The following is a 12645-nucleotide window of genomic DNA, read 5'->3' on the forward strand; positions in this document are numbered from 1 at the left end:
GATAACGACGGTAACACTATGACTAGCGAACAACATACCGTAGAGAAGATTGGCGGCACCTCCATGAGTAACTACGAGGCCGTACGCGACAACATCATTCTCGGCGGGCGGGAAAAGGACGACCTCTACCAGCGCATCTTCGTGGTCTCCGCCTACGGCGGTGTCACCGACGAACTGCTGGAACACAAGAAAACCGGAGAGCCGGGTGTATACGCCCTGTTTGCCGATGCGGAATCCGACTGGGCCTGGGGCGATGACCTCACCAAGCTGATCCAGTTCCTGACCGATATCAACGGCGAGCTGTTTGGAGATCCCATGCTCAAGCAGCAGGCGGACCAGTTTATTACCGACCGGATTGAAGGTGTTCGCGGTTGCCTGATTGACCTGCAACGCCTGTGTTCCTACGGCCAGTTCCAGCTCGAAGAGCACCTGCTGACGGTGCGTGAAATGCTGGCAGGCATTGGCGAGGCCCACAGCGCATTCAATACTGCACTCAAGCTTCAGCAGGAAGGCATCAATGCCCGTTTTGTGGACCTGACAGGCTGGCGTGACAACGAGCTCCTGCCGCTGGATGAAAAGCTCAGGCAGGCGTTCGATGCGGTTGACCTGACTCGCGAGCTGCCCATCGTTACCGGCTACGCCCAGTGCAAGGAAGGCCTGATGCGTACCTTTGACCGGGGTTACAGCGAGATGACCTTCAGCCGCGTGGCGGTGATCACCAACGCCCGCGAGGCCATCATTCACAAGGAGTATCACCTGAGCTCCGCCGACCCCAACATTGTAGGCGCAGACAAGGTGGTGCCCCTGGGCCGCACCAACTATGACGTGGCCGACCAGCTGGCGAATCTGGGTATGGAAGCCATCCATCCCCGTGCCGGCAAGGGCATGCGCCAGAATGAGATTCCCCTGCGGGTCATGAACACCTTCGAGCCGGAACACACCGGTACCCTGATCACCGGCGATTATGTCAGTGAGAAGCCCCAGGTGGAGATCATTGCTGGCAACAAGGGCGTGTTTGCGATCGAGGTGTTTGACCAGGACATGCAGGGGGAGCCCGGTTCTGACCGCCGCATTCTGGAAGTGCTTGGCCGCTTCAAGGTGAGGTTTGTGTCGAAAGACACCAACGCCAATACCATCACCCACTACGTGGACAGCACCCTGAAGCACGTCAAACGGGTGGTGAAGGCGCTGCAGGACGAGTTCCCCAACGCCGAAATCAGTACCCGCAAGGTGGCGATAGTTTCTGCCATCGGCAGTGACATCAAGATACCGGGCATCCTCGCACGATCGGTGAAGGCCCTGGCGGACGAGGAAATCAATATTCTCGCCCTGCATCAGTGCATGCGACAGGTGGATATCCAGTTTGTCGTAGACGAAGATGCCTACAAGAAGACGATCGTGGCGCTCCACGCTGTGCTGATTGAACCCTATAACCACGAGTACGCTATCGTAGCGGCCTGATCCGGGCAGGGTTCTCCCTGTCGGTAATTTCCGCAATGGGTGGTTCCGGCCCCGGTAGACGGGAATCCATGGCCCTGTTCCGCGCGTATCTTTTATAAATTTGCGATCGGAACCTGTGCCATGAATGACATTCAGAGCCCGGGGCCGTCTCCGACCATAGCCCACTCCGGCGAAACGGAATCCCTTGTAGGGCTGTACTTCAGGGATGCGTCCCGTTACGAGTTGTTGACCAACGAGGGTGAGCGCCGTCTTTCCCGCAGACTGTCCTTTTGTTACCGGGTGATCTCGGAGGACCTGGGCCTGCCGGACGATACGCCACAAACCTTTCGCGAAGTGGTAGGGAGCCTGGGTGACGCCTGTGCGTTCTCGACCCGCTGTCGCCGTGCCTACCATCTTGCCACTGACAGCCGCCAGCGGCTGATCCGCAGCAACCTGCGACTGGCGGTTCATATTGCCCGGCGCTACGCCAACCGCGGTATCCCGATGTCGGACGTGATTCAGGATGCCAATGTCGGTCTGATCAAGGCGGTAGAACGATTCGATCCCACCAAGGGTTTCCGTTTCTCCACCTACGCCTACTGGTGGATCAGTGAAGAGGTCAAGCGCTGCATGAAGCGCGGTACCCGCCTGGTGCATACACCCGAGAATGTCGTGGACGAGATTCGCCTGCTGCAGAAAAAATCCCTTGCCCTGCACCAGACCCTGGGTCGCACGCCATCACAGAGTGAGCTGGCGCGGGAGATTGAAGTATCACCATCCCGCATCGGGGAACTCCGTGCCCTTGCCAACATGGAAGTATCGGTGGATATGCCGGTTTCCATGGAAGGTGGCGTGACCCTGGGTGATAGCCTGAGTGCCGGTGAGCAGTCTGCACCGGATCACGACATGGTCCATCGCGACCGTATGCGCACCCTGGCAGCCCTGCTGGCAGACCTGAGCTCACGGGAGCAGGATGTACTGGCCCGGCGTTTCGGTCTCGGCTTACCGGAGCCTGAAACCCTGCAGGTGATCTCCGATCATCTCGGCATCAGCCGCGAACGGGTGAGGCAGATTGAAAAGGGCGCTCTCAAGAAATTGAGGAACCTGGTTGAAAGCCCGGAACAGGTACTCCGGAGCTAGGCTCCGGAGGTTCAGGCCCCTGATCCGAAGTCAGGAGTGAGCCACGAAATCTCAGCCATGTGCCATAAAAAACCAGGTGCCGGCGACGACCTGACATAACAGGACCACGGACGTCAGCACCAGCCTCAGCTTCAGATACCAGTCAGGCCAGTATCCCCTCATCCAGCGCGCATCCACCACGTAAAGGCCCATATAGGCGACGGTATAGAGTACGATCTGCGCCGCAACGGGCAAGAGCAGCCCTATGCCGGCGGAAATGAAGAACACCTGGCTGAGAAGCATGGTGACAAGGGGGGAAATCGGGTAGCACCGGTTTTCCAGTTGCATGGCCAGGGGCCAGTAGATACCTGCCATAAAGGCCAGGATGCCGGCGCTGTAGAGGTAGAAATAGCTGATGATGACCATGCTTTTGGCGGGCATCATGAAAAGCCCGGCTATGGCGGCAAGAAAGGGCAGTAATCCGGCAATGCCAACGACAATCGCCAGCCTGGCGACAGCAATCACGAGTTACGCCCCTGGACCCGTATTCTCATGGGTTCGATATCAGCCGGCTCCATGCCCACCATCTCATGGTAGGCAGACGGGTGAACCACGTCTGTGGATAGGACGTTGAACGCCGACAGCATGTCCTGGATCTCCCAACTGCTCCGGAAAAGCCGGGTTTGATCCCTGGTATCGGATAACAGGCGGTATTCCTCACCGATGACCAGTCGGGCCATATACTGCTGGCCTTCCAGAGAGATAATCTCCAGCAGGTCGATGGTCAGGTCGGACATCTGCCTCAGTTCTTCAAGGGTTATTCTCACCGTTTTGCTCTCATGGTCGTACGCAGGGATGATGTGCTACCCACGGACTTACGAGCGCTGGATCGTTTGGGATCATCCGGCCGCCTGAAACAGGCAGCGGAAACAGTGGGGTCACGCCTTGCCAGCCAGCTCCTTGCAGACAGAATGCTGGGGGCAGCTGGTCAGGTGGTCGTTCACCATCCCGACCGCCTGCATGAAGGCATAAACGATGGTGGGGCCGACGAAATTGAAGCCGTTCTTTTTCAGTGCCCTGGACATGGCCTCCGCTTCCGGTGTGTATACCGGCACTTCCTCCAGGGTTTGCCAGTAGTTCTGAACCGGCACTCCATCCACGAATGACCAGAGGAAGTCACTGAAAGAGTGGCCCTGGTCCCGAAGCGCCAGATAGCCCCTGGCATTGCGGATAATGGACTGCACCTTCAGGCGGTTGCGGATAATGCCAGGATCCTGCAGCAGGGATTCAACCTTGTTGTCGTCGTAACGGACAATGGCCTCGGGATCAAAGTGGTCGTAGGCGGCGCGATAGTTTTCCTGCTTTTTCAGAATGGTAATCCAGCTCAGGCCCGCCTGCTGGCCATCGAGACACAGCTTTTCGAACAGGGCCAGGCTGTCATATTCCGGCCGGCCCCAGACGTTGTCGTGATAGTCCATGTACAGGGGATCGTCACCACACCAGGGGCAGCGTTTCTGTTCGGCCATAATCACTCCTGTTCGCGGGTCATGATGGGAGTGTGGAACAGCCAGCGCACCGGGGCAACGGGTCTGGCGGGCTGATCCATCTGCAATGCGTCGCCGGGGGGCTGCAAGAGACTGCCGGAGGGTGACAGCTTTCCGGAGCGGCGATACACCAGAGCCACCAGGAAATCGTCAACCTGGCCCGAGGTCGCCATCCAGTCTTCACCGGGGCGATCACCGAACAGGCGGAAATCCGGGGTCACTTCCAGTGTCTGCAGGTTGCCGGCAATACCGCGACCGGTTGCCTTCAGCCAGGCTTCCTTGAGCGTCCAGACCCTGAGAAAATCCTCGCAATGGTCGGAAGCAAGCAGCCAGGCCTGCTCATCGGGTGTAAACCACCGCCGGACCACTTTCTGCCAGTGTGGATGCCGGCTGCGTGGCTCGATATCCAGCCCGAGCCCGGTTGTGGCGGATACGGCACAGGCTGACAGCCCGTGGCTGTGGCTGAGGGAGAGGTGCCACCCCGGCGGAAATTCAGAGCATACCGGGCGGCCATCGACCGGGCGACACTTTGCACCTTCAGTGCCGGAGGTACCGGCAAGCGCCTGGCGAATCAGCCAGCGACTGCACAGGTACTCACTGCGCCGAAGGCCGCTGAAATTGTCGACCGTGCCTTTCTCAAAGGCGGTCAGCCAGCCCGGGGTTCCCTGGCACGGTGAGACCGGTTCCCGGCACAGCCAGATGGTGGGTGCGGAGTCAGGGCTGGAGTCGTTCAATGATCCACCCGTCATCCTGCCTGAGGTACTCAAACCGGTCATGCAGCCGGCTTGGCCGGCCCTGCCAGAACTCAATCCGCTCCGGCACCACCCGGTAGCCACCCCAGAAATCCGGTAGCGGAATCTCACCATCGCTGAACCGGCGCTTCATCTCGGCAACTTTCTGCTCCAGAAGCCCCCGGGAGGTAATCACCCGGCTCTGTTCCGAGACCCAGGCACCAATCTGACTGCCCCGTGGGCGGGAAGCAAAGTAACGCAGCGACTCGGACTTGCTGACTTTCTCCACCTTGCCCTGTATCCGTACCTGACGATTGAGCCCGATCCAGGGAAACAACAGGGCCGCTTTCGGATTTTCCGCAAGTTCCCGGGCCTTGCGGCTGCCGTAGTTGGTATAGAACACAAAGCCGGATTCGTCGAAATACTTCAGCAATACCGTTCTGATATCGGGCATACCGTCCTTGCCGGACGTTGCCAGAGACATGGCGTTGGGCTCAAGAATGCCCGCTTCACGGGCATCACCGAACCAGGTCTGGAACTGTCTGACCGGATTATCATCGAGAGCGTCACGGTCAAGGCCTTCACTCTCGAAGTCGCGGCGCATATCGCTTATGTCCATCAGGGTTACCTGTGCAGTGAATTCGTCGATTAATACGATCCCGACAGAATATCGGGTTCACCTCTCCTTGTCAGTTCAGGGGCCATTGCGGCTGACAAAACCGTCACTTGCGGACTATCCTTGTGGAACAGGTAGGGACCGGCTTGTGTCCGTTACCGATCATCAACAAGGAGAAAACGGTGGCTGTTAACGGCGCACGACGATTGTCTGCCAGAAATATCTCGGTAGCTGTACTGGTTTTGGTCGTGATCTATGCCCTTATCGGATTCCTGGGGGTGCCCTGGTGGCTGGAGCGGACATTACCGGACAGGCTTGAGCAGCATATGGGCTGGCAGGCGGAGGTCGGAGATATCCGGGTGAATCCGTTCGTCATGAGCGTTGAAATCCTGGACCTTGCGGCCGAGGACTCCGATGGCGAGCAGGTTGTTGCCTTTGACCGTCTGTACACCAACCTCGGCGTGTGGCGATTGGTTACCGGTATTGTCGCATTGCAGAACATCGAGCTGGAAGAACCCTATGTTCGTCTGGATCTGCTGGAAGACTACAGTGTGAACTTTGCCCGGGACTGGCAGGCGAACAACCCCCCGGCGGAACCAAGCACCGACGAGAGCGCATCCGGGGAGCCGGTTCGCCTTCATTTTGATCGCGTCAGGGTCGCGGGGGGTGAGCTGTTGTTCCGGGACTACAGCCAGCAGGGCGAGGAAGAATTCCGGGTAACACCGCTGGATCTGGCGCTGAACGACCTGGCCACCTGGCCCCGTGAGGGCTCTGACAGCAACTATTACATGCTGGCGGCGGTAGGCAGCCAGACCATTGAATGGGAAGGGGACCTGAGCATTGCTCCGCTGTATTCAAAGGGCTTTATCAAGCTGGGAGGCGTGAGCCACACCACGCTCCGGCATTTCCTGAAACCCTGGCTGCCTTACCAGCTCCGCGATGGTAGTGTCACCCTGAGTTCCGAGTACGAACTGCAGTCCGCCGATGACCTGTTACTGAGCACGTCCAACGGGCAACTGGATATCGACAATCTGGATCTTGGCCTGGAGGACAGTGACGAACCACTGCTGAAGACCGACAGTATCCGTATCGGTGATATCGGCTTTGGTCTGAACAGCCGTGAGCTGTCCACGGGGGTGGCCACCATTGATGGGGTGAACCTGTCATTGCGACGGGACCCTGAGGGCCTGATCAACCTGCTTGCGCCGTTTCAGTCGGAAACTGACCAGGAGCAGGCAGACGATACCGCGGGTACCGATACGCCCTTCCGCTGGTCAGTGGCGGGAGTGGAGCTGGGCAACAGTTCAGTGAACTGGCGGGATGAGCAGTTGCGAACGGGAGCAGATCTGTCTTTAACGGACCTGAACATCCGGGTTGATGAGCTCTCACATCAGCTGGAGGAGCCGGTCAACTATCACGCAGATGCCTCACTGGGCGACGGTGGCAGGCTGGTGTTCGATGGCCAGACAACGCCGGCCCCCTTCACGCTGGAAGCAGGAATAACCGGTTCTGACATCGTTCTTGCCCAGTTTGGCGCGTATGTCAGTGAAGTGGCGAACCTGGATGTCAGGGATGGCCGTCTGAGTGTGGATGGCAACCTGGACCTGGACCAGCAGCAGGATCCCCTCACCGGAACCTTCAGTGGCGCCGGTGAGGTGACAGCACTGGACGTTCGCCTTGGCGACAGCGATGAGCGGCTTGTTGCCTGGCAGAACCTGCGTCTTGAACCGCTGGAATACAATGTTGCTCCTGCGCGACTGGAAATCGGAACCGTTACCCTGGCAGGCCCTGCAATCAATGTGATTCGTGAAGGAGATGGCATCCACAACCTGGAACGTATCCTGCGCCCCACCCCTGCAGACGAAGCCGGTGAAGAGCCCTCAGCCGGAGATAAAGAAGACGACAAAGAACCGGCGTTTATCTTCCGTATCGGACAAGTGATGCTGGAAGAAGGCGCTGTTTCCTACACCGATCGTACCCTCGATCCAACCTTTGCCACCCGTTTTGATCAGTTGCGGGGTTCCATAACCGGTTTGAGCAATATCGCGCCGCAACAGGGCAAGGTGTCGATTCAGGGCCGTGTCGGAGACGTTGCCAGCATGACCCTGGATGGTGCTGTGGGAGCACTGGGAACGGAAGAAACCACTGAGCTCAAACTGAGTATGGAGGATCTCTCCCTGCCGATGTTGTCGCCCTATTTTGGCCGTTATCTCGGATACGGTGTCGACAGTGGCAAGCTGGACCTTGACCTGGATTACACCTTTACCGGCACCACCATTGATGCCGGAAACAGCGTGATTCTCGATCGCCTCGAACTTGGCAATGCGGTAGCCAGTGAGGAGGCTACCAGCGCACCGGTCAAGCTGGGCCTGGCTTTGCTCAGGGACCGCGACGGAGTCATTGATATCAACCTTCCCATCAGCGGTGATCTGGACAACCCGGATTTCAGCGTTGGTCAGGTGGTGATGCGGGCGTTCGTCAATCTGGTTGCAAAAGCTGCAACTTCCCCGTTCAGCATGCTGGGTTCGATCGCCGATGTTGCTGGCCTTTCAGGAGAAGAACTGGGCCAGATCAACTTTGAAGCCGGTCGCGTTGAACTGGCTGAAGGCGAGGAGGTCAAGCTCGAAGCATTGGGTACCGCGCTGAATGACCGCCCCGCGCTCGTATTGAATGTCCGTGGCGCGGTTTCACCAGCCGCTGACAGTAAGGGTCTGCAGCGGCAGCAGCTGTTTGAGCAGTTAGGTGTGGATGAAACGTCGCCGGTTTCCGAACGTATCCCGCGCCTGGAACAGGCCTACACCAGTTCGGATAACCGCGCCACACTTGAAGCTTTCCGGGAGGACGTTGCCGGTGAGGATGGCGAGCTCAGCCAGGAGGAGTGGGAGCAGGCGCTGGTGGACCGGCTGATCACAGACATCAACCTGCCACCGGAAGCGCTGGGCAACCTGGCCAGCGCCCGGGGCGTCTGGTTGCGACAGCAAATGCTGGAGCAGTACGACGTGCCGGACAGCCAGCTGTTCCTGCTTGACCCGGTGCGCGATGCCAGTGCCAATGAGGATGGCAGGGTCACGGTTGATTTTGAACTGGACGCCCGCTGATTCTTCGCTTCAGCGCCCGGCCAGGTCATTTGGCAGCTTGAGCCCGTGGCGCTTTACCATTTCCTGGTAGCGCCCGTTCTCAATCAGTGGCCAGAGCATCTGCTCAAGCCGCTCGGCGCTGAGCGGCCCGTCTTCCCTGGCCAGTATGCGGAGCCGGTAGACCTGGTCCACCGTATCGGATACCAGGAACCTGTCCCTGTCCTCCGGGTGTTGTTGCAGATGCATCTCAAGATAGGATCGGCCGATAATGGCAATCTCCGCCACTGAAGGGCGGTCTGCCTTGATCACTTTCAGATTGCGTTCGTGACTGTGGGAAAATTCGACCCGGAAGCGTTCTTCCAGTTCTGCATCGTCTGTGGACATATCGGCGAACCCGTAGTGGTAACCGGAAATCACCGCGATATTGTGGGCAGTGATATCGTCGAAAAAACTCTGGTCTCGGCCGGGCTTGTCCAGGGCCACGTAGACCTCTTCGTCCTGCAGCAGTGGACGGGTTGCCTCGACAGGTTGTGACTCCCAGCCCCAGTCCAGGCTCTCGAAGAAGATAACGTCGTACAACCCGGCTTCGAAATCCAGGTGCCTGCGTTTGGGAGAGGTGTGCACAATGCGAAAATCGATGTCCTGATGGGCAGACTCCAGCTCAGCCAGAAGCTCGCTGAGCAAACCGTCTACCCTCTGATCGTCATCGATGGCAGCCACGGGCGGGAAATCATAGACACCGACGGTAATCTCGGTTTCTGAAAAGACGCTGCCTGCGAAACCCAGTGTCGTGGGCAGACTGGCAAGGAGCAGGGCGGTTTTCAACAAGCGTCTGAGGTTCACAATTAGGGGTCCGCGCAGGTAACAGTTGAACGCATATTCAGGTTATCACCGTTGGACTACTGTCAGAAGAGGCCAATTATAAACTCATGCAAAACGGGAAATTTCTATGAGCCGCCCTTTAAGCCATTTCTTTGCCTATGTGTCCCGGCTCCGCTGGATCAAACGCTGGGGGCTGATGCGTAACGCCATTGAAGAGAACGTTGCGACCCATTCCTGGGAGGTGGCAACACTGGCCCATGCCCTGGCCATCATTCGTAACAGGCACTTTGGCGGGCAGGTCAATGTCGACCGCATTGCCGCCGCTGCGCTCTATCACGATGCCACGGAAGTCATTACCGGGGATATGCCGACACCGGTCAAATACCATTCCACGGTGATGCGGGAAGCATTCGGAGATATAGAGCACAAGGCGGAGGCAGAGCTGCTGGCCCTGTTGCCCGATGATCTTCGTGATGAATTCGCGCCCTACATCCGCGAGTCCCGGTGGACCCTGGAAGAGCAGGAGCTGATCAAGGCAGCGGACCGGTTGTCAGCCCTGCTGAAATGCCAGGCGGAAATGCAGGCGGGTAACAAGGAATTCGAGCCGGCTGCCGGCCATATCCTGAAAAAGCTGGAAGATGATGCCCTGCCGGAAGTGCTGTACTTTCTGGAAGTGTTTGCGCCAAGCTACCAGCGGCCGCTCGACAACCTTCTGGGATAAGGCTGGCGGCGGCCACTCACCTGCTTCAGCTGTTGCCGGCGGATGCCACCATGCCGCCGCGCAGGCCATCCTGCTTCACGTGTTGACGCACGATATCCTCGGGGCTGCCGGCCAGTTCCCGGAACATGCCCATGGAGCCCAGCAGGGCAGACGATTCGTAAGGCACGAAGACCCGCTCGCCGTCTTTCGCCATGTTCGGCAGTACCTTGATGTAGCTTTGGCCCAGCAGGTAGCCGATAACCGTCTGTTTGTTGTCCTCGGTATCCCCGATGGCACTGAGCACCAGGCGAATGGACTCCTGTTCACCCTGGGCGCGCAGGATCGCCGATTCCTTGTCACCCTGGGCGTTGAGAATGGCGGATTCCCGCTGCCCCTGGGCCATGGCAATGGCTGCGGATTTCTCACCCTCGGCCTCGGTGACCGTGGCGCGACGCTTGCGCTCGGCGGCCATCTGCAGGCGCATGGCCTCTTCCACTTCTTCCGGCATGCTGATGTCCTGCACCTCGACACGGGTCAGCTTGACGCCCCACTTGGAGGCGGCTTCTTCCATTTCGGCCTGAATTGCATTGTTCACTTCGCTGCGGGACTCGAACAGCTTGTCCAGTTCCATCTTGCCCACCACCGAACGCAGGGTGGTTTTTGCCAGCACTTCCACTGCCTGGCTCATGTTGGCCACCTCGTAGACAGCGCGGCGCGGGTCGATGATCTGGTAATACAGCGCACCGTTGATATTCACGGTGACGTTGTCAGTGGTCACCACGGGCTGCCCGGGAAAGTCCATCACGGTTTCGCGGCGGTCGATGCGGGTTTCAAAACTGCTGCTGGGGTGGTACTCGTCACCCATACGGACATAGCGGGTCATGATGATGGCCCGGGGGCGTTCAATGAACGGAATGATGATGTTCACACCGCTTTCCAGCACCCGGTTGAACGACCCGAGCCGCTCGATAACCATCACCTCGGACTGGCGCACGATCACCAGACCCTTGGCGATAATGAAAATGCCGATGACGACAAATATGAGGCTGATGACCAGCCCGGGGGAAATAACCGATTCCATGTTTACTGCTCCTTGTGTGTGATGGTGTGGACAACGGCGGTGGTGCCGTCAAAACGTTCGAAGATGACTTCCGTGCCTTCCGGCAGTTCGGTGATACCGGTATCGCTGGTGCGCAGACGATAGAAATCGCCGTTGACCTTGATACCGCTGGCACCGTCGAAATCCCGTTTCAGGGTGTGGTAGCGCCGCCCCTGCTCCACTCCGGTTCCCGTGGTGCCGTAGGCTACGCCTCTGGGGCTGAACCGGGGCCGTATCCAGCGTACGGCTACCGGCACCAGAATGCCCGAAAAGATGCCCATGCCCACCAGTTGCCATTCGAATGGCAGGCCCAGAAAGGCAAGCAGTGCGGTCAACGCAGCGGCTATACCCAGCGCCAGAAGAACCAGCACGCCGGATGTCAGCTCCGCCAGACTCAGTACCAGGGCAAGGATCAGCCAGAAATGCGTAAGACTCCATTCCATATACAGACACCTGTCAGTGACAGAAAATTGATAGGGGCGACGGATTGTACCCTGTCAGCGAGGCACGGGTCACCGATAGTGACTCTAATGCCCGGCATGCCAATGCATTATTGCCATATCCCGTGACGGAACAGGTGTTAGAGTAAGCAACACATCGCATAACAAGAGGTCATCGACGATGAAGGATCTGAACAACAGGGTAGCCGTAATCACCGGCGCGGGTTCCGGTATTGGCCGTGCGCTGGCGGTGGCACTGGCTGCAAAAGGATGCCGTCTGGCACTGTCGGATGTAAACGAAGCGGGTCTTGCCGAGACGGCCGCCACATGCAGTGAAGCCGAGGTCAGAACCTATCACCTGGATGTGTCGGACCGGGATGCGATCTACGCTCACGCAGATCAGGTGGCCGGCGATTTCGGACAGGTCAACCTGGTGATCAATAATGCCGGGGTCGCCCTCTCGTCCAGTGTCCGGGAAATGACAGACGAAGATTTCAAGTGGATCATGGACATAGACTTCTGGGGCGTAGCCCATGGCACCCGGGCGTTCCTGCCTCACCTGATTGCCTCGGGGGACGGCCATGTGGTGAACATCTCCAGTGTGTTCGGGCTGATCGGGGTACCCAAGCAGAGCGCCTATAATGCCGCCAAGTTTGCGGTTCGTGGATTCACCGAGTCCCTGCGTCAGGAAATGAAACTGGAAAAGCAGCCGGTGGCGGTCAGCTGCGTGCATCCCGGTGGAATCCGTACCAATATCGCCAATTCAGCCCGCATGGGTAAATCGGAGAATGCCGATGCCCAGCGTAAAGGCTTTGACAAAATTGCCAGGACAACGCCCGAGAAAGCGGCTGACACTATCGTCAGGGGCATTCTGAAGAACGAATCCCGTATTCTTGTGGGCCCGGATGCCTGGGGAATTGATGCCCTTAACCGGGTGCTGGGCTCTGCCTACCAGCCCCTGGTCGAGCGCTTTTCACGCAAGAACCTCTACATCTGATCCGTCTGGAGGTGGTTGTCGTAATGCCCTCATCCGCAGGCGGGCGCCGGGTCGGTAGGG

Annotated in this window: 13 protein-coding genes; 5 read left to right on the forward strand and 8 right to left on the reverse strand. The window is 58.5% G+C overall.

The window, feature by feature from the left end:
* Window positions 1-18: 18 nt before the first annotated feature.
* Both HLUCCO03_RS18815 and HLUCCO03_RS18820 read left to right on the forward strand, forming a co-directional pair.
* Window positions 19-1461: an aspartate kinase gene (locus HLUCCO03_RS18815; protein ID WP_027830376.1), complete on the forward strand. Its 1443-nt coding sequence runs from the start codon at window positions 19-21 to the stop codon at window positions 1459-1461.
* A gap of 120 nt (window positions 1462-1581) precedes the next feature.
* On the forward strand, window positions 1582-2580 hold the full coding sequence (locus HLUCCO03_RS18820) for a sigma-70 family RNA polymerase sigma factor (protein ID WP_027830377.1): 999 nt from the start codon (window positions 1582-1584) through the stop codon (window positions 2578-2580).
* Between the two features lie 51 nt (window positions 2581-2631).
* Here HLUCCO03_RS18820 and HLUCCO03_RS18825 read toward each other — a convergent pair whose 3' ends face one another.
* The 5 genes from HLUCCO03_RS18825 to pdxH all read right to left on the reverse strand — a co-directional run bounded on the left by HLUCCO03_RS18825 (window position 2632) and on the right by pdxH (window position 5453).
* On the reverse strand, window positions 2632-3084 hold the full coding sequence (locus tag HLUCCO03_RS18825; RefSeq protein WP_027830378.1) for a DUF3429 domain-containing protein: 453 nt from the start codon (window positions 3082-3084) through the stop codon (window positions 2632-2634).
* Complete coding sequence (locus HLUCCO03_RS18830) at window positions 3081-3386, reverse strand: DUF6482 family protein (RefSeq protein ID WP_027830379.1); 306 nt, start codon at window positions 3384-3386, stop codon at window positions 3081-3083. The genes HLUCCO03_RS18825 and HLUCCO03_RS18830 overlap by 4 nt, the downstream gene beginning before the upstream one ends.
* A 111-nt stretch (window positions 3387-3497) precedes the next feature.
* Window positions 3498-4085: a DNA-3-methyladenine glycosylase I gene (locus tag HLUCCO03_RS18835; RefSeq protein ID WP_027830380.1), complete on the reverse strand. Its 588-nt coding sequence runs from the start codon at window positions 4083-4085 to the stop codon at window positions 3498-3500.
* Window positions 4086-4087: 2 nt separating this feature from the next.
* On the reverse strand, window positions 4088-4837 hold the full coding sequence (locus HLUCCO03_RS18840) for a 4'-phosphopantetheinyl transferase superfamily protein (protein WP_292016768.1): 750 nt from the start codon (window positions 4835-4837) through the stop codon (window positions 4088-4090).
* A complete protein-coding gene (gene pdxH, locus HLUCCO03_RS18845) occupies window positions 4818-5453 on the reverse strand; it encodes a pyridoxamine 5'-phosphate oxidase (protein ID WP_027830381.1) in 636 nt (211 codons plus the stop codon). Before pdxH ends, HLUCCO03_RS18840 begins: the two co-directional genes overlap by 20 nt.
* A 179-nt stretch (window positions 5454-5632) precedes the next feature.
* On the opposite strand from pdxH, the gene HLUCCO03_RS18850 reads away from it, so the two are divergent.
* Window positions 5633-8548, forward strand: a complete 2916-nt coding sequence (locus tag HLUCCO03_RS18850; protein WP_027830382.1) for a DUF748 domain-containing protein — start codon at window positions 5633-5635, stop codon at window positions 8546-8548.
* A 9-nt stretch (window positions 8549-8557) separates the two neighbouring features.
* On the opposite strand, the gene HLUCCO03_RS18855 is transcribed toward HLUCCO03_RS18850, so the two are convergent.
* On the reverse strand, window positions 8558-9370 hold the full coding sequence (locus HLUCCO03_RS18855; RefSeq protein WP_027830383.1) for a transporter substrate-binding domain-containing protein: 813 nt from the start codon (window positions 9368-9370) through the stop codon (window positions 8558-8560).
* 106 nt (window positions 9371-9476) lie between these two features.
* Here HLUCCO03_RS18855 and yfbR point away from each other — a divergent pair, with 106 nt between their 5' ends.
* On the forward strand, window positions 9477-10070 hold the full coding sequence (gene yfbR / locus HLUCCO03_RS18860) for a 5'-deoxynucleotidase (protein ID WP_027830384.1): 594 nt from the start codon (window positions 9477-9479) through the stop codon (window positions 10068-10070).
* 25 nt (window positions 10071-10095) lie between these two features.
* Here yfbR and HLUCCO03_RS18865 read toward each other — a convergent pair whose 3' ends face one another.
* Both HLUCCO03_RS18865 and HLUCCO03_RS18870 read right to left on the reverse strand, forming a co-directional pair.
* On the reverse strand, window positions 10096-11130 hold the full coding sequence (locus HLUCCO03_RS18865) for an SPFH domain-containing protein (protein WP_027830385.1): 1035 nt from the start codon (window positions 11128-11130) through the stop codon (window positions 10096-10098).
* A gap of 2 nt (window positions 11131-11132) precedes the next feature.
* Window positions 11133-11591, reverse strand: a complete 459-nt coding sequence (locus HLUCCO03_RS18870; RefSeq protein ID WP_027830386.1) for an NfeD family protein — start codon at window positions 11589-11591, stop codon at window positions 11133-11135.
* Between the two features lie 178 nt (window positions 11592-11769).
* Here HLUCCO03_RS18870 and HLUCCO03_RS18875 point away from each other — a divergent pair, with 178 nt between their 5' ends.
* Complete coding sequence (locus HLUCCO03_RS18875) at window positions 11770-12585, forward strand: SDR family oxidoreductase (RefSeq protein ID WP_027830387.1); 816 nt, start codon at window positions 11770-11772, stop codon at window positions 12583-12585.
* Window positions 12586-12645: the final 60 nt, after the last annotated feature.

This window comes from Marinobacter sp. HL-58 (genome assembly GCF_001314605.1).
In the GTDB taxonomy this organism is placed as follows: Bacteria; Pseudomonadota; Gammaproteobacteria; order Pseudomonadales; family Oleiphilaceae; genus Marinobacter.

Bases quoted from the DNA above. Each gene is read 5' to 3' on its own strand.
- HLUCCO03_RS18815 (WP_027830376.1), top strand. From the start codon at position 19: ATGACTAGCGAACAACATACCGTAGAGAAGATTGGCGGCACCTCCATG.
- HLUCCO03_RS18820 (WP_027830377.1), top strand. From the start codon at position 1,582: ATGAATGACATTCAGAGCCCGGGGCCGTCTCCGACCATAGCCCACTCC.
- HLUCCO03_RS18835 (WP_027830380.1), bottom strand. From the start codon at position 4,085: ATGGCCGAACAGAAACGCTGCCCCTGGTGTGGTGACGATCCCCTGTAC.
- pdxH (WP_027830381.1), bottom strand. From the start codon at position 5,453: ATGGACATAAGCGATATGCGCCGCGACTTCGAGAGTGAAGGCCTTGAC.
- yfbR (WP_027830384.1), top strand. From the start codon at position 9,477: ATGAGCCGCCCTTTAAGCCATTTCTTTGCCTATGTGTCCCGGCTCCGC.
- HLUCCO03_RS18865 (WP_027830385.1), bottom strand. From the start codon at position 11,130: ATGGAATCGGTTATTTCCCCCGGGCTGGTCATCAGCCTCATATTTGTC.
- HLUCCO03_RS18870 (WP_027830386.1), bottom strand. From the start codon at position 11,591: ATGGAATGGAGTCTTACGCATTTCTGGCTGATCCTTGCCCTGGTACTG.
- HLUCCO03_RS18875 (WP_027830387.1), top strand. From the start codon at position 11,770: ATGAAGGATCTGAACAACAGGGTAGCCGTAATCACCGGCGCGGGTTCC.